The organism is Sphingopyxis sp., from assembly GCF_040216815.1.
Lineage (GTDB): Bacteria > Pseudomonadota > Alphaproteobacteria > Sphingomonadales > Sphingomonadaceae > Sphingopyxis.
Window position 1 is genome coordinate 143,686 of the sequence record NZ_JAVJOJ010000009.1, and the last position, 24,041, is coordinate 167,726.

At 64.8% G+C, this 24,041-nt stretch carries 18 protein-coding genes and 1 tRNA gene; 13 read left to right on the plus strand and 6 right to left on the minus strand.

All coding sequences use genetic code 11. From position 1 onward, the window contains the following. Positions 1 to 372: 372 nt before the first annotated feature. Entirely contained in the window at positions 373 to 573 is a 201-nt protein-coding gene (locus RIA72_RS11225; protein WP_054588750.1) for a MerR family transcriptional regulator, read from the plus strand. Here RIA72_RS11225 and RIA72_RS11230 read toward each other — a convergent pair. Continuing rightward, on the minus strand, positions 570 to 1,805 hold the full coding sequence (locus RIA72_RS11230; protein ID WP_054588751.1) for a tyrosine-type recombinase/integrase: 1,236 nt from the start codon (positions 1,803 to 1,805) through the stop codon (positions 570 to 572). The two genes, RIA72_RS11225 and RIA72_RS11230, sit on opposite strands and share 4 nt — an antisense overlap. A 173-nt stretch (positions 1,806 to 1,978) precedes the next feature. Continuing rightward, positions 1,979 to 2,065, minus strand: a tRNA-Leu gene (locus RIA72_RS11235). Between the two features lie 200 nt (positions 2,066 to 2,265). Here RIA72_RS11235 and RIA72_RS11240 point away from each other — a divergent pair. The 7 genes from RIA72_RS11240 to RIA72_RS11270 all read left to right on the plus strand — a co-directional run bounded on the left by RIA72_RS11240 (position 2,266) and on the right by RIA72_RS11270 (position 12,887). Beyond that, positions 2,266 to 3,198, plus strand: a complete 933-nt coding sequence (locus RIA72_RS11240) for a complex I NDUFA9 subunit family protein (RefSeq protein ID WP_350032148.1) — start codon at positions 2,266 to 2,268, stop codon at positions 3,196 to 3,198. A 5-nt stretch (positions 3,199 to 3,203) separates the two neighbouring features. Beyond that, the gene (locus RIA72_RS11245) at positions 3,204 to 4,004 is read left to right on the plus strand and encodes an undecaprenyl-diphosphate phosphatase (RefSeq protein WP_350032149.1); all 801 of its coding nucleotides are present in this window, start codon (positions 3,204 to 3,206) and stop codon (positions 4,002 to 4,004) included. Positions 4,005 to 4,162: 158 nt separating this feature from the next. Next, on the plus strand, positions 4,163 to 5,605 hold the full coding sequence (locus tag RIA72_RS11250) for an NAD(P)-dependent oxidoreductase (protein WP_350032150.1): 1,443 nt from the start codon (positions 4,163 to 4,165) through the stop codon (positions 5,603 to 5,605). A 22-nt stretch (positions 5,606 to 5,627) separates the two neighbouring features. Next, on the plus strand, positions 5,628 to 6,746 hold the full coding sequence (locus RIA72_RS11255) for a DUF2059 domain-containing protein (protein WP_350032151.1): 1,119 nt from the start codon (positions 5,628 to 5,630) through the stop codon (positions 6,744 to 6,746). 110 nt (positions 6,747 to 6,856) lie between these two features. After that, positions 6,857 to 11,389 (plus strand): glutamate synthase large subunit, encoded by a 4,533-nt coding sequence (gene gltB, locus RIA72_RS11260; protein ID WP_350032152.1) that lies wholly within the window; start codon positions 6,857 to 6,859, stop codon positions 11,387 to 11,389. Positions 11,390 to 11,645: 256 nt separating this feature from the next. Beyond that, positions 11,646 to 12,071 carry a hypothetical protein gene (locus tag RIA72_RS11265; protein WP_350032153.1) on the plus strand — a complete coding sequence of 142 codons (426 nt, stop codon included), beginning with the start codon at positions 11,646 to 11,648 and terminating at the stop codon, positions 12,069 to 12,071. A 144-nt stretch (positions 12,072 to 12,215) separates the two neighbouring features. Continuing rightward, positions 12,216 to 12,887 carry a glutathione S-transferase family protein gene (locus tag RIA72_RS11270; protein ID WP_350032813.1) on the plus strand — a complete coding sequence of 224 codons (672 nt, stop codon included), beginning with the start codon at positions 12,216 to 12,218 and terminating at the stop codon, positions 12,885 to 12,887. Positions 12,888 to 12,948: 61 nt separating this feature from the next. On the opposite strand, the gene def is transcribed toward RIA72_RS11270, so the two are convergent. Genes def through recR form a run of 3 tightly spaced genes read right to left on the minus strand, consistent with a single transcriptional unit; the run spans position 12,949 to position 14,509 of the window. Further along, positions 12,949 to 13,482: a peptide deformylase gene (gene def, locus RIA72_RS11275; protein WP_350032154.1), complete on the minus strand. Its 534-nt coding sequence runs from the start codon at positions 13,480 to 13,482 to the stop codon at positions 12,949 to 12,951. Positions 13,483 to 13,513: 31 nt separating this feature from the next. Further along, on the minus strand, positions 13,514 to 13,900 hold the full coding sequence (locus RIA72_RS11280) for a hypothetical protein (RefSeq protein WP_350032155.1): 387 nt from the start codon (positions 13,898 to 13,900) through the stop codon (positions 13,514 to 13,516). A gap of 12 nt (positions 13,901 to 13,912) precedes the next feature. Continuing rightward, a complete protein-coding gene (gene recR / locus RIA72_RS11285) occupies positions 13,913 to 14,509 on the minus strand; it encodes a recombination mediator RecR (RefSeq protein WP_350032156.1) in 597 nt (198 codons plus the stop codon). 188 nt (positions 14,510 to 14,697) lie between these two features. Here recR and fmt point away from each other — a divergent pair, with 188 nt between their 5' ends. Together fmt and truA are read left to right on the plus strand one after the other, a co-directional pair. Continuing rightward, positions 14,698 to 15,618, plus strand: a complete 921-nt coding sequence (gene fmt / locus RIA72_RS11290; protein ID WP_350032157.1) for a methionyl-tRNA formyltransferase — start codon at positions 14,698 to 14,700, stop codon at positions 15,616 to 15,618. A gap of 34 nt (positions 15,619 to 15,652) precedes the next feature. Next, positions 15,653 to 16,393, plus strand: coding sequence for a tRNA pseudouridine(38-40) synthase TruA (truA, locus tag RIA72_RS11295; protein WP_350032158.1), 741 nt, complete (start codon positions 15,653 to 15,655; stop codon positions 16,391 to 16,393). Between the two features lie 54 nt (positions 16,394 to 16,447). On the opposite strand, the gene RIA72_RS11300 is transcribed toward truA, so the two are convergent. After that, positions 16,448 to 16,975 (minus strand): CarD family transcriptional regulator, encoded by a 528-nt coding sequence (locus RIA72_RS11300; protein WP_350032159.1) that lies wholly within the window; start codon positions 16,973 to 16,975, stop codon positions 16,448 to 16,450. A 313-nt stretch (positions 16,976 to 17,288) separates the two neighbouring features. Here RIA72_RS11300 and RIA72_RS11305 point away from each other — a divergent pair, with 313 nt between their 5' ends. The 3 genes from RIA72_RS11305 (at position 17,289) to RIA72_RS11315 (ending at position 23,983) form a co-directional block, all read left to right on the plus strand. Beyond that, positions 17,289 to 18,107, plus strand: a complete 819-nt coding sequence (locus tag RIA72_RS11305) for an SDR family NAD(P)-dependent oxidoreductase (protein WP_350032160.1) — start codon at positions 17,289 to 17,291, stop codon at positions 18,105 to 18,107. A 58-nt stretch (positions 18,108 to 18,165) separates the two neighbouring features. Further along, positions 18,166 to 19,560, plus strand: a complete 1,395-nt coding sequence (locus tag RIA72_RS11310) for a tetratricopeptide repeat protein (protein WP_350032161.1) — start codon at positions 18,166 to 18,168, stop codon at positions 19,558 to 19,560. 118 nt (positions 19,561 to 19,678) lie between these two features. Further along, positions 19,679 to 23,983, plus strand: a complete 4,305-nt coding sequence (locus tag RIA72_RS11315; RefSeq protein WP_350032162.1) for an autotransporter domain-containing protein — start codon at positions 19,679 to 19,681, stop codon at positions 23,981 to 23,983. The last annotated feature ends 58 nt before the right edge of the window (positions 23,984 to 24,041 follow it).

Below are 24,041 nucleotides of genomic sequence, written 5' to 3' on the forward strand. Positions count from 1 at the left end.
CGAACCGATAGGCTCGGCGTTCGGTCATCGTGGGCTGGGCAGCGACACATTCCAGTCGACCCCTGCCAGAAACCGCCAAGGCCCCTGACCAGTGCGGCCCCGGCAGCCTCCAATTCGGAATCATGGAGAGTCGAAAGGACAACAGACATTGGAATTCTCGCAATCAGATCAGACTTCGCTCAAGCTCCCCCTCTCTCCTGCCGTGCTTTTCGCGGCCACCTGGTGACGAAGTCACGCGGCGCGGCGACACCGCTCAACGGCACGATCCTGCCCTGATTATTGTGAGGTGGCGTAGCAACCGGCACGCTTGCGATGGCGAATGCTGCGTTGGAACCGCGCTCGCGACATTGATCCATCCCGAGGACAAGGAAAATGCAGGATCTCGATTTGTCACGGTCCGAAATCGTCTTCATGGAGCCATTGACCGTGCGGATTCCGACCGCAGTCGAACTGACAGGGCTCAGTCGGTCAAGAATCTACGAGTTGATCGTGTCCGGCGACCTTGAGGTCGTCAAAGTCGGCCGGTCCACGCTGGTCCTCTATACGAGCCTCAAGGCCCTGATCGGCCGCTAGGCGGTCGAGGTCGCACTCTTGCCGAAGGCGGGGCGCAGAATTTGCGCCCCATCGCGCAGCTCGTCGAGATAATCGGACCAATGCTGCATCATGCGAACACGTTCGTCCCAATATTCGCCGCGGGTGTAGACCCGGCGCGTCGCATTGGCATCGAGATGTGCCAGTTGCCTTTCGATCGCATCCGGGTGCCACATTCCCATCTGATTGAGGAGAGTGGCGGCCGTCGCGCGGAATCCATGAGCCGTCATCTCCTCACGGCTGTAGCCCAGCCGCCGAAGCGCGGCGCTGACAGTATTCTCCGACATGCAACGGCGGGGCGTCCGAAAGGACGGAAAGAGGTATCTCCCATGGCCGGTAAGGGCGTGGAGCTCTTCGAGCATCGCAAGAACTTGCCGTGACAGGGGGACGCAAAGCGAGCGGCGCATTTTCATCTTTTCTGCCGGGATCGACCAGACGGCATCATGGGAATCAATCTCCGCCCATTCTGCCTGGCGCAGTTCGCCCGGTCTGACGAAAAGATGCGGCGTCAATCGAAGCGCGACCGCGGTGAGCTCGTGACCAGCGTAGCCATCGATCGCGCGGAGCAGCGCGCCGACTTCCTTCGGGGCCGTGATGGCGGCGTGGTGCTTCACCTTCGGAGTGATCAGCGCACCACGGAGATCGGCCGCCAGATCGCGGTCGGCCCTTGCGGTCGCAATGGCGTAGCGGAACACTCGGCTAATCACGCTCCGCATGCGCCGCGCGCTTTCATATCGGCCGTTCGCCTCGACTTTACGGAGAACGGCCAGGATTTCCTGCGCGGTGAGTTTCGATATCGGGCGACTGCCGATCATCGGTTCGGCGATGTCGAGGAGCCATCGCACCTTCCGAAGCGTGACTGGCGCGCGCTCTTCTCGTTCGATTTTCACCAGCCATTCCTCGGCGATCGCCTTGAACGTATTGTCCTGCGCGATCTTCTGGGTGATCCGCGCGACCTTCTTCTCCGCTGCGGGATCAAGCCCGGCGACAAGCTTCTTGCGCGCCTCGTCGCGAAGTTCCCGAGCGGACGCGATGCCGACATCGGGCCACGACCCGAAATACAGCGTCTTTTGCCGTTCGAGATAGCGATAGTTCATTCGCCAGACTTTTGCGCCGCTCGGCCTGACCACGAGGTACAGGGCGTCGGCGTCAGCCATTTTATAGGCTTTTTCCTTGGGCTTAGCGTTCGAAATCTGGATGTGGGTAAGCGACATGATGGTTTCACCTTCGATAGGCTGACCGAAACCATCAAAAACACCATCAAAGCTGATGGTACGCTGATGGTTCCGGCTGGATCAGCCTGGATTCCACTCAGCGAGTCTCATCGAAAAAGCGGTGAGAAACCAGCCGCTTACTGGACGTCCTCGGACATTCCGAGGAGAACAGATGGTGCCCAGAAGAGGACTCGAACCTCCACGACCTTGCGATCGCCAGCACCTGAAGCTGGTGCGTCTACCAATTCCGCCATCTGGGCACGGGGTAGGAGCGGGCGCTTAGCGGGGCGGCCATCGGCTTGTCAACCGCATCGCGCCCACCGGGATGCATTTTATCGTAAAGCGCGGAGTTTCGCGTCGCGTCGCCGCCGTCGCCCCTTGCTCCTCTGCGCGCTTCGCGGCATGGGGAAGGCCATCGGCGCGCCCCGCGCCATCCAGAGAATCGTTACAGGCGGACGCAATGCAGAAAATCGACGGGCAATTGATCACGGTGATGGGAGGCGGCGGCTTCCTTGGCCGCTATGTCGTGCAGCGGCTGCTCGCCCGCGGCGCGCGCGTCCGTATCGCGCAGCGCGAACCTCGCGCCGCGACCTTCCTCAAACCCCTTGGCGGGCTCGGCCAGACGCAGTTCGTTGCGTGCGACATCCGCGATGCCGCGAGCGTGGCGCGCGCGGTGCAGGGCAGCGAGGCTGTCATCAACCTCGTCGGCGCGTTCGACGACGTGCAGGCGGTGCAAGCCGATGGCGCAGGTCATGTCGCGGCGGCGGCGAAGGCGGCGGGCGCGGGTGCGCTCGTTCATGTCTCGGCGATCGGCGCCGACAGCGAAAGCGCCTCGGCCTATGGCCGCAGCAAGGGCGACGGCGAAGCCGCGGTGCGCGCGTCCTTCGCCGATGCCGCGATCCTGCGCCCTTCGATCCTGTTCGGCCGCGAAGACCGGTTTATCAATCGTTTCGCCGCGATGATGCGCCTGTCGCCGGTGATTCCGGTGATCGCGCCCAATGCGAAATTCCAGCCCGTCTATGTCGGCGATGTCGCGGACGCGGTGGTCGCGGCGCTCGATAGCGCCGCGACAGGCAAAATTTACGAGCTTGGCGGGCCGCAGATAGTGTCGATGGGCGAACTGCTCCGCTGGATCGCCGATGCGACCGGACGATCGCCGCTGTTCGTCGATGTTCCGGGCGCCATCGCCTCGGCGCTTGCGACGGGATTCGGCTGGGCGCCGGGCGCGCCGATCACCAAGGATCAGTGGTTGATGCTCCAGCGCGACAATATCGCCGCCGAGGGCGTTCCGGGGCTGGGGAGCCTTGGGATCACGCCGACTTCGCTGGCATCGGTTGCCGACGGCTGGCTGGTGCAATATCGCCGTCACGGCCGCTTCGCCCAAACGGCCTGACACAGATGAACATCTGGCTGACCGCCATCATCCTCGGCATTGTCGAGGGGCTGACCGAATTTCTGCCCGTCTCTTCGACCGGCCACCTGATCCTCGCGACCGAACTGCTGGGCTATGACGCATCGCGCTGGGCGATCTTCAACATCGCGATCCAGCCCGGCGCGATCCTTGCGATCGTCGTCCTGTATCGCAAGCTGTTCTGGGAGATGTTCACCGGCTTTTTCCGGCGCGATCCGGTTGCGATCGCGTTCGTGCGCAACCTTCTGCTCGCCTTTTTTCCTGCTGTCGTCCTCGGCCTCGCCTTTGGCGATTATATCGAACTGCTGCTGGAGAATGCGGTGGTCGTTGCATGGGCGCTCATCATCGGCGGTTTTGCGATCCTGCTCGTCGAGCGCTTTGCGAAGACGCGCGACGTCGGCGGCGTCGCCAATGTCACCGCGCGCCAGTCGATCCTCGTCGGGTTGGTGCAGTGCATCGCGATGATTCCGGGTGTCAGCCGCTCCGGCGCAACGATCCTGGGCGCGATGTCGTTCGGGGTCGATCGCAAGACGGCGGCGGAGTTCAGCTTCTTCCTCGCACTCCCGACGCTGACCGGTGCGACGGTGCTTCAGCTGTTCAAGCACCGCGACGCGATCACGACGAACGACCTTGGCCTGATCGCGATCGGATCGCTTGTCTCCTTCGTCGTCGCCTGGGTTGTGGTCAAGGCCTTCCTCGCCGTCGTCACGCGCTATGGCTTCACGCCCTTTGCCTGGTATCGAATCATCGTCGGCGCTGCGGCACTGATCTGGCTGGGTCTGAGATAGATCCGAATCTGTACTAATTGACGAAAGATAATTGCGCAGAGGCGATTTTCGAAAAAATGACCACCATTTTTGGTAAGTGATATTGTCCTAATTGCCATTTCGTCCGTGACAGAGCCAGAGCGCCCGTGCATTTCCCCTTCCAACGAAGGGGATATTGCATGGCTTCCGAACGCATGCTCCAATTTGTGGGGCGTGAACAATCCTACCCGGACAAGCGCTCCGCGGGCGAACGCGCGCGCGATTTCCGCGAGATCGCCGAGCGCTACGCCGCTCCGCAAGCCGACGCGCAGGCGTCGCGCTGCTCACAATGCGGCGTGCCCTATTGTTCGGTGCATTGCCCGCTGCACAATCACATTCCCGATTGGCTGCGCCTGACCGCCGAGGGGCGGCTGCGCGAAGCCTATGAACTGAGCAACGCGACCTCGACGATGCCGGAGATCTGCGGTCGCATCTGCCCGCAGGATCGCCTGTGCGAAGGCAATTGCGTGATCGAATTTTCGGGCCATGGCGCGGTGACGATCGGGAGCGTCGAAAAATATATCACCGACACCGCCTGGGCCGAAGGCTGGGTCGAGCCGCTCCATGCGGGTCCCGCGACGGGTCAGTCGGTCGGCGTGATCGGCGCGGGCCCCGCCGGACTGACCGCCGCCGAATATCTGCGCGCAGCGGGGCATGAGGTCCATGTCTATGATCGCCACGACCGTGCGGGCGGCCTGCTCACTTATGGCATCCCCGGCTTCAAGCTGGAGAAGGATGTCGTGATGCGCCGCATCGAGCGGCTCGAGCAAGGCGGGATTCATTTCCATCTCGGCTTTTCGGTCGGCGACGACGCGACGCTCGACGAACTGCGCCAGAAGCATGATGCGATCCTGATCGCGACGGGGGTGTACAAGGCACGCGAAATCAACGTGCCCGGCAACGCCGCCGAAGGCGTGATCGCCGCGCTCGACTATCTGGTCGCGTCGAACCGCAAGGGCTTTGGCGATGCCGTTCCGGCCTTCGACGACGGCCGCCTCGATGCGAAGGGCAAGCATGTCGTCGTGATCGGCGGCGGCGACACCGCGATGGACTGCGTCCGCACCGCGATCCGCCAAGGCGCGAACTCGGTGAAATGCCTTTATCGCCGCGACCGCGAAAATATGCCGGGATCACAGCGCGAGGTCGCGAACGCCGAAGAGGAAGGCGTCGAATTCGTGTGGCTTTCCGCCCCCGAAAGCTTCACCGCCGACAAGCATGTGAAAGAGGTCGCGGTCGCGGGAATGCGCCTTGGCGCCCCCGACGCGAGCGGCCGCCGAAGCCCCGAGGTCGACCCCGGCCGCAAATTCGACGTGCCCGCCGACATGGTCATCAAGGCACTGGGCTTCGACCCCGAAGAGCTGCCCAACCTGTTCGGCGCGCCCGACCTCAGCGTCACGCGTTGGGGCACGCTGCGCGTCGATCACCAGACAATGATGACCAGCCTGCCCGGCGTGTTCGCCGCAGGCGACATCGTGCGCGGCGCCAGCCTGGTCGTGTGGGGCATCCGCGATGGCCGCGATGTCAGCGACCAGATGGCAAAGTGGTTGAAGGCGAAAGCGAAAAGCGAAAAGAAGGCAGCATGACCAACAACGAAGGAATTGCATGATGCCGCGTTTCAAAACCCTCCTGCTCGCCGGCGCCGCCGCCATGTTGCCGCTGGGTGCCTTTGCGCACGCTGCGCAGCGGGAAGCCCCCGAAGCCGAAGTGATCGCGGTCGACGAAGACAGCGATACGCCGTTCGACAGCGAGGCTGACGCTGCCAGGGCCAAGGCCAAGATGCAGAAGGAAATGGACGAGGTCATCGCCCTCGTCGAAAAAATGTTCGATATTGAAAGCCTGCCGCCGATCGACCCGGCGCGGCTGTCGCTTGCCGAGCGGACGAGCGCTGCGCTAATCCCGAACGGCAGCATCGAGAAGATGGTCGATAATCTTTACGGCAAGATGTTCGAGACGGTGATGGGCGAGTTCGGCGGTCAGTCGGACCTGATGCTGTCGATCAAAACCGGCGTCGAAAGCGAACAGATCGCTGCGCTCGATGAAGGCACGAAGGCGCAGATCGCCGACCTCTTCGACCCCCATCGCAAGGAACGCGAAGACCAGATCACGCGCGTGATAAGGCCACTGATCAGCGAGGCGCTCGCCGATATGGAACCGCCGATGCGCGCGGGGCTCGCCAAAGCCTATGCCCGCAAGTTTACCGGAGCGCAGCTGGCCGACCTCAACGCCTTTCTTACGACGCCGACGGGCAGTCGCTATGCGAGCGAGTGGATGGCCCTGCAAGCCGACCCCGAAGTCATGGTCGCTATGGTCAAGGCCGTCCCGCCGCTGATCACCAAATTCATCGACCGCGCGCCCGAGATCGAAAAGGATTTCAAGGAACTGCCGAAGGAAAAACAGCTTTCGGACTTCAGCGACAAGGAGCTCGGACAGCTCGCCAAGCTGATGAAGGTCGACGTCAAGGTGCTGAAGGAACAGCGCGACATGTGGAAATCGGACAGCATGGAAGCGACCGAGGCCGCAGCTGCCGACGATTATGCGGCCGATGCCGCCGCCGACGCAGCGGCCGATGCCGCCGACGCCGCTGCGATGGCAGCCGAAGACAGCGAATATGACCGCAGCAACTGGTCCGATGCCGATCGCCAGCGCGTCGAGGAACTCGAGGCTGCCTATCTCGAAGCCGAAGCCGCGGCGGTCGCGAACGCCCGTGCGCGGCTACCGGATTAACAAACATCCGTCACCCCGGCGAAGGCCGGGATCTCGACGGTCAGATGGAAATGCACCGATGAGATCCCGGCCTTCGCCGGGATGACGAGTTGTAGAACATCAGGACAAAGATGATGACCCACTACCCCACCCCCGATCATGCGCGGCTTGCCGAACAGGGCATGTATCGCCCGGACATGGAATCCGATGCCTGCGGCGTCGGCATGGTTGCGGCGACCGACGGCAAGCCCTCGCGCCGCGTCGTCGAGGCGGCGATCGAAGCCTTGCGTGCCGTGTGGCACCGCGGCGCGGTCGATGCCGATGGCATGACCGGGGATGGCGCGGGTATCCACGTCGACCTGCCCGAACGCTTTTTCGACGATGCCATTGCGGCGTCGGGGCACAAGGTGCTCCCCAATCGCCTTGCCGTCGGGATGATCTTCCTGCCGCGCACTGACCTCAATGCGCAGGAGGAATGCCGCACGATCGTCGAGGCCGAGATCATCGACGCGGGCTTCACCATCTACGGCTGGCGGCAGGTTCCCGTCGACGTGTCGGTGATCGGCGACAAGGCGCAGCGGACGCGCCCCGAAATCGAACAGATCATGATCGCGGGACCGCTGCCCGAAGAGCAGTCGATCGACGAATTTGAAAAGCAGCTCTATCTCGTCCGCCGCCGTATCGAGAAAAAGGTGATCGCGGCGCAGGTGGCCGATTTCTATATCTGCAGCCTGTCGGCACGCTCGATCATCTACAAGGGGCTGTTCCTCGCCGAAAGCCTTGCGGACTTCTATCCCGACCTCGCTAACAAGCTCTTTGAAAGCCGCGTCGCGATCTTTCACCAGCGCTATTCGACCAATACCTTTCCCCAATGGTGGCTGGCGCAGCCGTTCCGCACCCTCGCCCATAATGGCGAGATCAATACGATTCGCGGCAACAAGAACTGGATGAAGAGCCACGAGATCAAGATGGCGAGCCTCGCCTTTGGCGAGCATTCGGAAGACATCAAGCCGGTGATCCCCGCCGGCGCATCGGACACTGCCGCGCTCGATGCGGTGTTCGAGACCCTGTGCCGCGCGGGCCGCGATGCGCCGACCGCCAAGCTGATCCTCGTGCCCGAAGCCTGGGCGAGCGACCCCGACGTGCCCGAAGCGCACAAGGCGATGTACTCCTATCTCGCCAGCGTGATGGAGCCGTGGGACGGCCCCGCCGCGCTTGCGATGACCGATGGCCGCTGGGCGGTCGCGGGCATGGACCGCAACGCGCTCCGTCCCCTGCGTTACACGCTGACCGCCGACAATCTTCTCGTGGTAGGCTCCGAAAGCGGTATGGTGCTGCTGCCCGAGGCGAGCGTCCGCAAAAAGGGGCGCCTTGGTCCCGGCCAGATGATCGCGGTCGACCTCGACGAAGGCACGCTCTACGAAGATCGCGCGATCAAGGACCGGATTGCGGGCGCCGCCGACTATGCCTCGCGCGTCAAGGGATTCCGCACGATGGCCGACCTGCCGAAAGGCGGCCGGGCGAGCCTCGCAGCGTGGGACCGCACCGAACTTCTGCGCCGACAGGTGGCCGCGGGCCTGACCATGGAGGACATGGAGCTGATCCTCGCGCCGATGGTCGAGGATGCGAAAGAGGCCGTCGGGTCGATGGGCGACGACACGCCGCTCGCGGTTATCTCCGACAAGCCGCGCCACGTCGCACAATTTTTCCGTCAGAATTTCAGCCAGGTCACTAACCCGCCGATCGACAGTTTGCGCGAGCGGCACGTGATGAGCCTGAAAACGCGCTTTGCGAACCTCGCCAACATCCTCGACGAAAAGGGTCAGAGCGACCACGTCCTCGTGATCGATTCGCCGGTGCTCGTCGGCGACGACTGGGATCGCCTGCGCGCCTATTTCGGCGACGCGGTCGCCGACATCGACTGTACTTTCCCCGTCGGTGGCGACGCCTCGACGCTGCGCGACGCGATCGCGCGGGTGCGACGCGAGGCCGAAGATGCGGTGCGCGCGGGGCGCAGCGAACTGTTCCTTTCCGACCAGAATATCGGCGAGGGCCACGTCGGCATGGCGATGGTGCTCGCGGCCGCGGCGGTCCATACGCACCTCGTGCGCAAGGGACTGCGCAGCTATGCCTCGATCAACGTGCGGTCAGCCGAGGTGCTCGACACCCACGCCTTTGCCGTGCTCATCGGCGTCGGTGCGACCACCGTTCACGCCTATCTGGCCGAAGCGACGATCGCCGACCGCCACGCGCGCGGCCTGTTCGGCAACGAACTGACGCTCGACGATTGCCGCCAGCGTTTCCGCAAGGCGATCGACGACGGGCTGCTCAAAATCCTCGCGAAGATGGGGATCGCGGTGATCTCCTCCTATCGCGGCGGCTATAATTTCGAAGCGGTCGGTCTGTCGCGCGCACTCGTCAACGACCTCTTCCCCGGTATGCCGGCGAAGATTTCGGGCGAAGGCTATCAGTCGCTGTTCATCAACGCGACGGAGAAGCATGAGGCCGCTTTCGACGCGCGCGTCACCACCCTGCCCATCGGCGGCTTCTATCGCCAGCGCGCGGGGGGCGAGGCGCACGCCTATTCGGCGCAGCTCATGCACCTCCTTCAAACCGCAGTCGCGACCGACAGCTATTCGACCTATCTGCAGTTTTCGCGCGGCGTCGCCGACCTGCCGCCCATCTATCTGCGCGACCTGATGGAATTTAACTATCCCGCGCAGGGCGTGCCGCTCGACAGCGTCGAGGCGATCACCGAAATCCGCAAACGCTTTGTTACACCCGGCATGTCGCTCGGCGCGCTGTCGCCGGAGGCGCATGAGACGCTGGCGATCGCGATGAACCGCATCGGCGCCAAGGCGGTATCGGGTGAAGGCGGCGAAGCGAGCGAGCGCTACAAGCCCTATGCCAATGGCGATAACGCCAACAGCAATATCAAGCAGATCGCGAGCGGTCGCTTCGGCGTCACCGCCGAATATCTCGGCGCCTGCGACGAAATCGAGATCAAGGTCGCGCAGGGCGCCAAGCCGGGCGAAGGCGGCCAGCTTCCGGGCTTCAAAGTCACCGAGTTCATCGCGCGGCTGCGCCATGCGACGCCGGGGGTCACGCTGATCAGCCCGCCGCCACACCACGACATTTATTCGATCGAGGATCTGGCGCAGCTCATCTACGACCTGAAGCAGATCAACCCGAAGGCGCGCGTGTGCGTCAAGCTCGTCAGCTCGGCGGGCATCGGCACCGTTGCCGCGGGGGTTGCAAAAGCCCATGCCGACGTCATCCTCGTCGCGGGCAACACCGGCGGCACCGGCGCCTCGCCCCAAACGAGCGTCAAATATGCCGGAACCCCTTGGGAAATGGGGCTGAGCGAAGTCAATCAGGTGCTGACCCTGAATGGCCTGCGCCACCGCATTCGCCTGCGCACCGACGGTGGGCTCAAGACCGGACGCGACATCGTGATCGCCGCGATCCTCGGCGCCGAGGAGTTCGGTATCGGGACGCTCAGCCTCGTCGCGATGGGCTGCATCATGGTGCGCCAGTGCCACAGCAATACCTGCCCGGTCGGCGTGTGCACGCAGGACGAGAAATTGCGGCAGAAGTTCACGGGATCGCCCGAAAAGGTCATCAACCTGATGACCTTCATCGCCGAAGAAGTGCGCGAAATCCTCGCCAAGCTAGGCTGCCGCAGCCTCGACGAGATCATCGGCCGCACCGAGCTGTTGCGCCAGGTCAGCCGCGGCGCCGAGCATCTCGACGACCTCGACCTCAATCCGATTCTTGCCAAGGTCGATGCGCCCGACGAGCAGCGCCGATCGCAGGGACCGCATTTCCGCAATCCGGTGCCCGACAGCCTCGACGCGCAGATCCTGAACGACGCGAAGCCCTTGTTCGAACGCGGCGAACGGATGCAGCTGACCTATAATGTCCGCAACACGCACCGCGCCGTCGGCACGCGCCTGTCGGCCGAGGTGACGGCGCGTTTCGGGATGAAGGGACTCGCCGACGACCATGTTCAGGTCCGCCTGCGCGGGACCGCGGGCCAGTCGCTCGGCGCCTTTCTGTGCCAGGGCATCACGCTCGAAGTGTTCGGCGACGCGAACGACTATGTCGGCAAGGGGCTGTCGGGCGGCCGCATCATCGTGCGCCCGACCGTCTCCAGCCCGCTGGTCAGCCAACATAACAGCATCGTCGGCAACACCGTCCTTTATGGCGCGACCGCGGGCACGCTCCTTGCGGCGGGCCAGGCGGGCGAGCGTTTCGCGGTGCGCAACTCGGGCGCGAATGTCGTCGTCGAGGGCTGCGGCGCGAACGGCTGCGAATATATGACCGGCGGCACCGCGGTCATCCTCGGCCCCGTCGGATCGAATTTCGGCGCGGGGATGACGGGGGGGATGGCCTTTGTGCTCGACACCGACGAGCAGTTCGAGCGCCGCGCCAACGGCGAATCGATCGTCTGGCAGCGGCTCGCAAGCAGCCATTGGGAAAGCGTGCTCAAGCGACTGGTCGAAGACCATGCCAGGGCGACGGGCAGCAAATGGTCGGCGGAGGTTCTGGCCGATTGGGACCGTTGGCGTGGCCGATTCTGGCAGGTCTGTCCGAAGGAAATGCTGAGCCGCCTGACGCACTCGCTGAACGAGGAAATGGCAGAGGTCGTCGCGGCCGAATAGAGGAAACCTCCCTGTCGCGGAGCGATGGGGAGGCGGTAGCGCGCCGCGATGACGGAGGAGCCACTAGCGCGAGGTCGCAGCCCCTCCACCATGTTTCGCATGGTCCCGCTCCCCACGGCGTCGCCGCAGGGAGGATCATCTGTCGCGCCCCTGTTGCGGTTTGTCGCAAGCGTCGGCCACGTTCACCCCAGCGAAAGCGTCCTTCCCCTATGGACATCGCTTCGCTGACCCCCTCGTCCCCCGAAAGGATCGAGCCATGACCCGCCTCGCCCTTATCACCCTCCCCCTGCTCGCTCTTGCGGCGCCGCTGCCCGCGAGCGCCACCGAGATGCAGGGCGCCGTTGCGACGCTCAACGATCCGGTGAAGCAGGAACGGATGGCCGAAACGATCACAGCGATCGTCGGCGCGTTGATGCAGATGCCGGTCGGCCCGCTCGCGAAAGCGGTGGCCGACATCGACCCCGAATCGGGCGCCGCCTATATTCCGCACGACGCGACGCTTGGCGAAGTGGCTGGTCGCGATCCCTATTATGCCGAGCGCATGGGCGACGATGTCCGCGCGACGACGCGGATGGCGGGCCATGCCGCGTCGGCGCTTGCAGCTTATGCCCCTGTCTTGAGGGATATGGCGCGCGATCTTGCCGCCCAGTGGGAATATGAGCGCGACGCCGCGCGACGGTAAACCCTCCTTCGGTCATCCCGGCGCAGGCCGGGATCTCGACCTTGCCTCGTGACGCACCGGCGAGATCCCGGCCTGCGCCGGGATGACGGTGGGTTGTTAGCATAGCCGTTGCGCGCCACGCCCCGCTGCCGCTATGCCGGGAGCATGTGGCAACTCTATCAATTCCCGCTCTGTCCCTTTTCGCGCAAGGTCCGTCTGCTGCTCGGTGAAAAGGGCGTCGGTTATGAATTGGTACGCGAATCGCCGTGGGAACGCCGCGACGAATTTGTCGACCTCAATCCCGCGGGCCGTACGCCGGTTATGGTCGACCAGGCGCGCGGGCAGGTTCTGATCGACAGCATGGCGATCACCGAATATTTCGAGGAAACGGTCGAGGGCAAGGCGATGATCAACGGCACGGCGGCCAACCGCGCCGAAATCCGCCGCCTGACCGCCTGGTTCGACCAGGATTTCTATTATGAAGTGACCGGCCCTCTGCTCTTCGAACGGATGCAGAAGCGCATCGTCCACCGCCAGCCGCCCGACAGCGGCGCGCTGCGCGAGGCGATGAAGGCCGCGAACAACCATCTCGACTATATCGATTATCTGATCGACCATCGCACCTGGCTCGCAGGCGCGACGATGAGCCTCGCCGATCTCGCCGCTGCGGCGCATATTTCGGTCGCCGACTATCTCGGCGGCATCGACTGGACGGGGCACGAGCAGACGAAGGGATGGTATTCGGGCCTCAAATCGCGGCCGAGCTTCCGTCCCTTGCTCGCCGAACGGATGGAGATCGTGACCCCGCCCAAATATTATGAGGACGTAGACTTCTAGCCGCTTGGCCCTCCGATGCCCGCGCAAGCCCCGCTGTCTTCTCCCGCAAGAGGAGAGAGAATCAAGCCGCCTTGCGTAGCTTCGCGAGCTTCTTCAGCACCATTTCGCGCTTCAGCCGCGACAGATGGTCGATGAAGAGGATGCCCTCCAGATGGTCATGCTCATGCTGGATGCACGTCGCCATCAGGCCGGTCATGCGTTCCTTGTGGTGCTTGCCCTCGACATCCTGCCAATCGACCGTGACTTCGGCGGGGCGCGTCACATCGGCATATTGTTCGGGAACCGACAGGCAGCCTTCCTGATAGACGCTGTGCTCCTCCGAAAAGTCGGAGAAGACGGGGTTGATGAACACGCGCGGATCGCGGATCACCTTCTTCCCCTCGGGGTCCTCGGGGTCGTTTTCCTGCAGGTCGATCACGAGGATGCGCTTCGGCACCGCGACCTGGATCGCGGCCAGCCCGATGCCCGGCGCGTCGTACATCGTCTCGAACATATCGTCGACAAGCTGCTTCAGCTCGGCGTCGAACGTCTCGACGGGCTTGGAAATGACGCGCAGCCGCGGGTCCGGCGTCTCGATGATCGGTAGGATGGCCATGGGTGCGAGGTATGGTCGAGGGGGCGCGGGGTCAAGGGGCTGGTGGCGCGTCACATTCGAGGATTAATTCATCGGTTGGGATGACATAGCCACCGAACAGACAGTCTGGTTCACGGCATCCGCCCGCAATTGCCCAATCCACATAGTGGTTTAGATGCTTTCTACCCGCAACCGTCACCTTCCCGTCTGCTCTTTGCAACGTGAATTCAATCATTCTGCTGTCGAACTGGTCGGCTTCACTCTCCAACGACTCCTTGCGCACATAAGCTCGCTGCCAGTTATCGAGATTTCCGACGCAATGATTGGTGGCAAGCTTGCGTTCGAGCTTTGCGATTTCCGCATCGCTCGGCTGAAAATCCGTCGTCGAAGAACAGGCTGAACAAGCAATCAATGTTGCGGTCGCAAAAAGTCTTTTCATCACTTTTTCCCATTAACCAACCGGCCGCCGCGCCCTGAGCGCCTGCGCCAACGTCCCCTCATCGAGATAATCGAGCTCGCCGCCCACGGGCAGGCCGTGCGCGAGCTGCGTCAGCCGCACCGGATAGCCCTCCAGCCGCTCGGCGAGATAATGGGCGGTCGTCTGCCCCTCCAAGGTCGCGTTCATCGCGAGCACGATCTCGTCGATCCCGCCCGCGGCGACGCGCTGGGCGAGGGCGTCGATGCTCAAATCCTGCGGCCGCACACCCTCCAGCGCCGAGAGGCGCCCGCCGAGCACATGATATTTGCCGGGGAACAGCCGCGACTTGTCGAGCGCCCAGAGGTCCGACACCTCCTCGACGACGCACAGGCTGCGCGCGTCGCGGCGCGGATCGGCGCAGATCGCGCACGGGTCCTGCGTGTCGACATTGCCGCAAATGCCGCAGGTGACGAGCCGCTCGGCCACCGTCTGCAGCGCCGCGAGCAGCGGCGCAAAGGCGCTCTCGCGCTTTTTCATCAGATGCAGCACCGCGCGCCGCGCCGACCGCGGACCAAGGCCAGGGAGCCGGGCCAGTTGCTGGACGAGCGCTTCGATTTCGGTGGAGGCCATGACGGGGTGGTAGTGGCGCGCAAGCAGGCGCGCAATATCCCTTCCCTATGTCCTCTTCGTCACCCCGGACTTGATCCGGCGTCCATCTCACATCGGCGCCGGATTGGATGCCGGATCAAGTCCGGCATGACGAAGATGGCGAGCATCGATCTTGCACATCGGCCCGTCGTCCGCCAAAGGCGCAGCCCATGCGCATCGCCTTCATGGGAACGCCGCCCTTTGCGGTTCCGACGCTCGCCGCGCTCCACGCGGCGGGGCATGACGTGGCCGCCGTCTATACCCAACCGCCCCGGCCCGCACAGCGCGGCAAGAAATTGCAGAAGAGCCCGGTGCAGGCCTGGGCCGAAGAGCATGGGCTGCCTGTCCGAACGCCAAGGAGCCTGAAGGGCGAGGAGGCACAGGCCGCCTTTGCGGCGCTCGACCTCGATGTCGCGGTGGTCGCGGCCTATGGCCTGATCCTGCCGCAAGCGATCCTCGATAGCCCGCGCGAGGGCTGCCTCAACGTGCATGGATCGGTCCTGCCGCGCTGGCGCGGCGCCGCGCCGGTGCAGCGCGCGATCCTGGCGGGGGATACCGAAACGGGGGTGACGATCATGCAGATGGACGCGGGGCTCGACACCGGCGCGATGCGGCTCGTCGAAACGACCCCGACCGGGCGCAAGAGCGCGGGGGTTCTGACCGACGAACTTGCCGAGATGGGCGCACTGATGATGCGGCGGGTGCTCAGCGACCTCCACGCCTTTCCGCCCATGCCGCAACCCGACGAGGGGGCGACTTATGCGACCAAGATCGACAAGAGCGAGGCGCGGCTGGATTTCCTGACGAGCGCGGTGCAGGTCGAGCGGCAGGTGCGCGCCTTCAACCCCGCGCCCGGCGCCTTTTTCGAGCTGGAGGGCGAACGCTACAAGATATTGGCGGCGGAGATCGTCCATCCGTCGGAGGCCGTCGCGGGCGCCGCGCCCGGCGTCACGCTCGACGACGCGCTGGTCATCGCCTGCAACCCCGGCGCGATCCGCGCGACGCGCATCCAGCGCCAGGGCAAGCCCGCGATGGATGCCGCCGAACTGCTCCGCGGACGGGCGATTGCAGCGGGGACGCGGCTGGCATGACCACAGCTCCCCTCCGTCGGGGCGGCGTCCGCCCGTGACGCGCTTCGCCCTCACGATCGAGTATGACGGCCGCCCCTATATGGGCTGGCAACGACAGGCGCACGGCCCCAGCGTTCAGCAGGCGATCGAGGAAGCGATCCACCGCTTCACCGCCGAAGAGGTACAGGTGCTCAGCGCCGGGCGCACCGATGCCGGTGTTCATGCCATCGCGATGCGCGCGCATGTCGACATCGAAAAGCCCCTGACCCCGTTCAAGCTGACCGAGGCGTTGAACGCGCAGCTCCGCCCCGCGCCGATCGCGATCATCGGGTGCGAAATCGTTCCCGACGACTGGCACGCGCGCTTCGCCTGCACCGGGCGATCGTATGAATATCGCATCGTCAACCGCCGCGCGCCGCTGACGTGGGACAAGGGACTGGCGTGGCAGGTCGCGCGGCCGCTCGACGTCGATGCGATGCACGCCGCGGCGCAGCAGCTGATCGGCCTCCATGATTTCACGACCTTCCGTTCGGCGCATTGCCAGTCGCAAAGCCCGGTCAAGACGCTCGACAAACTGACCGTCAATCGCCACGGCGAAGAAGTGATTGTCGAGGCCGCCGCGCGCAGCTTCCTCCACCATCAGGTCCGCTCGATGGTCGGATCGCTCACGCTCGTCGGCCATGGAAAGTGGTCGGCGCGCGATTTGAAGGCGGCGCTCGACGCGGCGGACCGGCAGGCGCTGGGGTTGAATGCCCCGCCCGACGGGCTCTATTTCGTGGGTGCGGTGTATCGCTGAACGAAAAAGGGCGGCCCTGCCAGGCCGCCCTTTCCTTCATCGCAGTGGACGCGATCAAGCCTTTTCGGTGTAATAGAGCGGCGCGTGCTCGTTCAGAATCTGCAGGATTTTCGCCTGCGCCGTCTTTTCGTCGCTTTCCTCCATCGCGGCCAGTTCGCGCGCGAGGCGGCTCGACGCCGCTTCGAAAATCTGACGCTCCGAATAGCTTTGCTCGGGCTGGTCGTCGGCGCGGAACAGATCGCGGGTCACTTCGGCGATCGACACCAGGTCGCCCGAATTGATCTTCGCTTCATATTCCTGCGCACGGCGCGACCACATGGTACGCTTCACCTTCGGCTTGGTGGTCAGTACCTGAAGCGCTTCCTTCAGCGTCTTGTCCGACGACAGCTTGCGCATCCCTACGCCCTCGGCCTTGTTGGTCGGGACGCGAAGGGTCATTTTTTCCTTTTCGAAGCGCAGGACATAAAGTTCGAGCTGCATTCCGGCGATTTCGGATTTCTGCAATTCGATGACGCGCCCCACGCCATGTTTCGGATAAACGACATAGTCACCGACTTCGAAGACGAGCGTGCTTGCGGACATTCAAGTTCCTTTCATTGGCCTTGTCGGGTAGGGCGGGCGTCAACAGCATTATATCCGGCCCTCGAATGGAGGGGGACTGGGGCTGGTTGGGCGGCGCTCGCCGGTCAAAGTGACAAGGGATGTGGCTCCATCGGAAACGCCGGACACGCCCCAGCCCGGCAGCGGGAAGAGGCAGAATGTCGGCGTGTTGTTATTAATTATAACAGATTCGCAACAAAATTGCCACCCCTGCACGGAAAAGCGCCATTGCGGCGCCTTGACGGCCCATTGCGTCCGTTTCAGGCTGCAACCGAAACCAAGATAAGGAGCGGATATGAAAGATCAAATCTGGTGGGTCACGGGCGCGTCCTCGGGCATCGGCGCCGCGCTGGCACGCGGCCTCGCGGCGCGCGGGGCGCAGCTGATTTTGTCGGGCCGCAACGTCGCGGCGCTTGAAGCCGTCGCCGACGAATGCGCGGCCGAGACGCTGATCCTGCCCTTCGAGGCGACCGACTATGCGGCGCTGCCCGCGATCGCCCGGCAGGCGTGGGACTGGCGGGGGCGGGTCGACGGGCTGGTCAACAATGCCGGCATCTCGCAGCGCAGCCTGGCGGCCCAAACCGACTTTTCGGTCTATCAGCAGATCGTCGATGTCGACCTGCTCGCACCGATCGCCCTCACCCAACAGCTTTTGCCGCGCATGATCGAAGCAGGCGGCGGTCGGATCGTCGCGATCTCCAGCATCGCGGGTATCGCGGGCGTGCCGCTGCGCAGCGCCTATTCGGCCGCGAAACATGGCCTCATTGGCTATCACGACGCGGTGCGGGCCGAAAATGAACATCTGGGCCTCAAGGTTCTGGTCGTCGCCCCCGGTTCGGTGCGCACCAATGTCAGCCGCAACGCGCTGAACGCCGACGGCAGTGTTCGGGGGACAAGCGACGCCGCGATCGACAACGGCCTGCCGCCGGACAATGCGGCGGCGCAAATCCTCGCCGCGGTCGATGCCGGACAGCGCGAGCTTGTCGTCGCCGAAGGCACCGAGGCCGCGATTGCAGCGCTGCGCCGCAGCGATCCCGACGCGCTGTTCGACCGCATGAGCGCGATGGTGCAAGCGGGCTATGCCGAGGCGATGAAGGCGGGCCGCTCGTCCTGACAGGCGCGATCGCGCCGCCCGCTTCGCGGCGCAAATGCCCATATTCCAGCCAAATAGCTTGATCTGCCCGCATCGAGCGGGCAGTTTCGGGGCGGGGACAACAGGGGGCATTTCGGGAACCTTGCGACTGGACGGCTGGAAATCGATCGCGGCATATTTCGGGCGTGAACGCACGACGGTCATCCGCTGGTCCACCGAACGCGGAATGCCCGTCCACCGTATTCCGGGATCGGCGCGCGGCAGTGTCTATGCGCTGACCGAAGAGCTGGACGCATGGTTGGCCCGGCCGGACGGCGACGATATCAGCGACGCGGGCGTTGCCCCTCCAATCGCAGCTACCAAGGCCACCACCCACCCGTCATCCTCCTGGCGGGCGGTGTCGTTGGCCGTGCTGGTCGCGGCAGCGGGAATCGGCCTCGCCGTTTATGCCTGGCCCGAACCGCCTTCCACGACTTCGATCCCGATGCCGCAGAACGATCAGGCGGCCGCGCTCTATGTCGAAGCGCGCGCCGCCTGGGCGCGGCGCACCCCCGCCGCCCTGACCGATGCGATCGCCAAGCTGGAACGCGTCGTTGCCATGGAGCCCCAATTCGCTCCAGCCTATTCGGCGCTGGCCGACTGCTATCTTCTTGCGCGCGAATTCGGATCGCTCCGCGATGTCGAGGCGTTCGGGCGTGCGCAAGCCGCGGTCGATACAGCGCTGAAGATCAACCCAAGCCACGGCGGGGCCCTGCGCGCACGCGGTTTCCTCGATTATTGGTGGCACGGCGATCGAAACGCGGCGTCGCGATCCTTTCGCCAGTCGCTCGCGGTCGACGGCAAATCGGCGCAAACGCTGTTCTGGTTCGCCAACGCGCTGATCGACAATGGCGATTTCAAGGAAGGATTGCAGCGCTTTACCGAGGCCCAACTGGTCGAACCCGCATCCCCCTCGATCGCGGCCGACCTCGCCTGGGCGCGATGGTCGACGGGCGATGCGGCAGCGGCCAAAGCCGCGCTGCTCGAACTGCGTCGATCCGACGCCAATCTTGCGACGATCGCCGATTATTTGTCGGTCATCGCGCTGGCGAGCGGCGACGTGGAGGGCTTTGTCGCCGAGGTGGAGGCGATGGCGCGCCTGCGCAAAGAAACGGCGCTGACGGCATATGCCGCCGATCTGCGCGCCGCACTGCCCGCGGGTTCGCAGGCGGTATCGGACCGGATCGTCGCCCATGCAGAGACAGAGGTGACATCAGGCGACCGGCGGACGTTGGTGTGGCCCGCATTCGCGGCTTCGGCGACCGGCGATCGCGCGACGCTGATCCGCCTTCTCCGCAAAGCCGAAGCGCGCAGCGAAGTCTGGGGCTCCGCGGGACTCCGGCGGCATATCGCCGGGCGCTGGCAGCGCGATACAGAGGTCGCCAACCTCCTCAAACGCCGCGCGCCACCCTCGCTCGGCGCCACGGAGCGATGATCCGCCACACCCGGCGCGACGATTTTCCGCAAGACGCAACAAGTTGCAACGCTGCGAACCGCACGCGGCAGCCTAGGCTCGTCGTCACATCCGACGCGATCCACAGGAAGGCTCCATCATGCTTGCTCCGTCCCGCTCCGCCCTGCCGCGACGTTTTGTCGCCGGGCTGCTCCTGACCACGACCCTCGCCGGCGCTGCGCCGGTGTTCGCCCAACAGAATATCGTGTGGCGCGGCGATACGAATAGCGATTGGGGCGAAGTCGGAAACTGGGATGTCATCAGCGGCGCGCCGCCGCCGCCCGATCGCGTCCCGCGGGGGGCGGACACGGCCTTTGTCACCCAGAGCGGCGCGCCCAGTCAGCCGGTGATCGGTGCGGGCGATATATTCAGCGTCCGCTCTGTGATCGTCGCGTCCGATTCCGGCCCCGTGTCGCTGACCGTGAACGGGACGCTCGGCCTTGGCGATTCGGGGGCGAGCGGTTCGCTGCGCATAGCAAGCGGGGATTCGCAGCAGGTCGGCACCGTCGTCATCTCCGGCGCGGGCGCGAGCATCGGCCGCGCGGCCGACGCCTTTGGCGCCGCCGACCCACAGCTTCAGATCGGAGACAATCTCTCCAGCGACGGAACGCTGCGGATCGAGAATGGCGGCACCGGCACCTTTGCCACCTTGTGCCTTGCCTGCGGCAACCCGGCCTTTGCAGGGGCGGGGCTGATCGAAGTGACCGGCGCGGGTTCGACGCTGAACCTGACCTCAAGGGCGGCGGGCGTCCGGATCGGCAACGTCAATCCCGGCGGCGGGATCGGGCGGCTGCGCATTCTGGATGGCGGGAGGGTGATCGCCGCAGGCGGCGTCGGCGGCACGCTGGGCCTGGGCAGCAGCATCGAAGTGCGCGGGACCGATGGTGCGGGGGCTGCTTCGCATTTCCAGATCGGGACCAGCCTGGACTTTCGCGGCGCCGTGATCGTGGCCGATGGCGGGCATTTCGAAATGACCGACACCTCTGGCGCCAACATCTTTGGCGACGAGGCGTCGCTGACGCTGACAAACGGCGGGCGCATGGACATATTGACTGTTGCCGCCACGGGCATCGGCCAGCAGACCAACGTGCTGATCACCGGGGCCGGGACTCAGCTCAATCTTGCCAGCACATTGGCAATCAACAGCAGTACGGGCGGCGCCGGTTCGGCCGATTTCGTGATCGCCGATGGCGCAGTGGTCAACGTCAACACCGGCAGCGAAAGCTTTTTGGCATTCGGTGAGGAGCGGCTGCTGAGCGTTACCGGCGCGACGCTGAACATGACCGGCGGCCTGCGAATGAATCGGGGCAATCTGACCGCCACCAATGCCACACTGAATTTCGGTTCGGGCAGGGTAAGCCTGGGAAGCATTTTTGACGGCAACACGCTCTCGCTCTTCAACACCGACATCACCGCCGGACAGATCGCGACGAACGGGTCGAGCGCGGGGATCGGCAATGTCATCAACCTTGGCGGCACCGCGGGCGGCCCGGCGGGCGAGGTCGGCGCCTTCAACGTCGCGGCGATCAGCCTGAACGACGGCATCCTCGGCGCGCCGACGGGGGAGTTCGTGATCAACCATGTGGCGACGAACTATGACATCGCCAGCAACATCAGCGGGACGGACGGCATCATCCGCCACATTGCCGGCGACACGATATTTTCGGGCACCAGCAGCTTCGCGGGGATAACGGCCGTCACCGGCGGCAGCTTGCGGATCAACGGCACCCATGGCGCGGCCGATTCGCTGGTAACAGTCGGCAATGGTGCCGTTCTCGGCGGGTCGGGCACGATCGGCGGCGACCTTCTGATCCGCGATGATGGGCGGCTGGCACCGGGCAACGGGGTCGGGACGCTGCGGATTCGCGGCGGCCTGTCGCTTTCGAGCGGGTCAATCCTCGATTTTGAACTGGGGGCGCCCAATGGCGTGCCGGGTGTCGGGAGCGATCTGATCATCGTCGACGACAACCTGTTCCTCATCGGGACGCTCAACGTCATCGACGCCGGGGGCTTTGGTCCGGGCCTCTACACGCTGATCAGCGTCGCCGCACGCGCGTCGTTTCAGAACCACGGCCTTACCATCGGCGCGGTACCCACAGGATTTCGTGCCGACGACCTGCTGGTGCAGGTGGTCGATCCGAACGGCGAGTCCGACGGGGCGGTGAACTTGCTTGTCGGCACGCCCGACCGCGATTTCATCTTCTGGGACGGCAGCAATACGGGCGCCGACAATGCCATCGCCGGCGGGTCGGGGCGCTGGACGGTCGACGGCACCAACTGGACCGTCGCCGACGGCAGCGCCAACGGCGCCTTTGACCCCGAAGATTTCCTGATCTTTTCCGGAACGCAGCAATTTGGCGGCGGCGACCAGGCGGTCGCGCCGCTGGGGCGTATCGCCGCAGTCGCCGCGCCGTCGAGCGCCGCGGGCACCGTGACCATCGACAATAGCGCGGGCGCGGTCAGCATCGCGAACGGCGTCCAATTTGCAATCCATGGCTATACGGTGACCGGCGATGCGCTGACGCTGGCGCCCGGCGACATCAGCGTACGCGTCGGCGACGGCACCGCCGCCGGCGCCGACTTCGTCGCGACGATCGCGGCGCCGATCACCGGCGGCGGGCGGTTAGTCAAGACCGACCTTGGCACGCTGATCCTGTCGGGCGCGAACGATTATAGCGGCGGCACCGCGGTCAACAGCGGACGATTGCAGGGCGATACGGTGAGCCTGCAGGGCAATTTTTCGGTCGACGGAACGCTGACCTTTGATCAGCGCGCCGACGGCAGCTTTGCGGGCACGATCGACGGGACCGGGCTGATCGAAAAGGAAGCGGCGGGCGTGTTGACCATGACCGGCGACAGCAGCCTGTTTACAGGCACCACCGCGATCAATGCGGGGGCGCTGCGCCTCGACGGCCAGCTTGGCGGCACCCTGCGCGTCAACGATGGCACGCGGCTGGGCGGCATCGGGGGCGCGGGCGTGGTTCAGGTCGCTTCGGGGGGCACGGTGGCGCCGGGCACTGGCATCGGAACGCTGAACGTCGCGGGAATCGCCTTTGACGCAGGGTCGGTATTTGCGGTCGAGTTGAACGACGGCGGCAATGTCGCGGGGATCAACAACGATCATATTCTGTCGAGCGGTCCCGCGTCGATCGCGGGCGGCACGGTTCATGTCGCGCCCGCCAACGGCACCGACAATGGCACCACCTATGCCCCCGGCAGCGTCTATACGATCCTGACCGCGCAGGCGAGGGGCGAAGGCGGCGGCGTCAGCGGCCGCTTTGACAGCGTGACCGACGATTTCGCCTTCCTCGACTTTCTGCTATCCTATGACAGCAGCCATGTGTTCCTGACCTCGCAGCTCGTCAAAACCAGCTTTTGTCTGCCGGGCATGACTTTCAATCAATGTTCCACTGGCGAGGGCGCCTTCTCGCTCGGCGGGGGCGCCCTCTTCAACGCGATTCTGCCGCTGTCGGACGCCGAAGCGCCGGTCGCGCTCGACCAGCTGTCGGGCGAAATCCATGCCTCGGCCAAAAGCGCACTGATCAACGACAGCCGCTTCGTTCGCGAAGCCGCCCTCGACCGCTTGGCAAGCCGTGACGGCCCCGCGCTTTGGGGCCGCGTGCTCGGCAGCGGGGGGCATTGGAGCGGGGACGGAAATGCGGCGCGCCAGGGCCGCGACCATTCGGGCTGGCTGATGGGTGCCGACACGGCGCTGGGCGATGCCGTGCGCGCCGGGGTGATCGGCGGCGTCAGCCGATCGAGCCTGGACGTCGACCGCCGGACGTCGGACGGCCGCGCGGACAGCTGGCACCTCGGCTTCTACGCTGGCGGCCGCTGGGGCGGGCTGAGCCTCCGCGGCGGAGCGGCTATGGCGTGGCACGATGTGCGAACCGATCGCGCCGTGCTGTTCACCGGCTTTTCCGACGCGCTGCGCGGCCGCTACCGCGCGCGAACCGTCCAATATTTTGCCGAAGCCGCCTATCGTTTCGGCGGGGTCGAGCCTTATGCAAATTTCGCACACGTTCGGCATCGCACCGGCCGCTACGCCGAAACGGGCGGCGCCGCAGCGCTGACCGCCACGGGGCGCGACACTGCGAAGGTCAGTTTTTCGACCCTGGGCGTTCGACTGGGCATGGCCGTATCGGATAGCATCCGGCTCGACGGCAATCTGGGATGGCGTCATGCTTTTGGCGCAGATCGCCTGCCACGGACCTTTCACGCCTTTGCGGGCGGCAATACGTTCGAGATCCGCGGCACGCCGATCCGCGACGACAGCGCGGTGATCGACGCCGGGCTGAATGTCCGCCTGTCGGGCAGGGCGCAGCTGGGCGTCAGCTACAACGGCCAGCTCGGCTCTGGCCTTGCGGACCATGGCGGCAGAGCGACGCTTTCGATCCAATTCTGATCGCGGATCGCCAAAAATGAAAAAAGCGGGGACAAGCCCCGCTTTTTTCGTGTCTCCC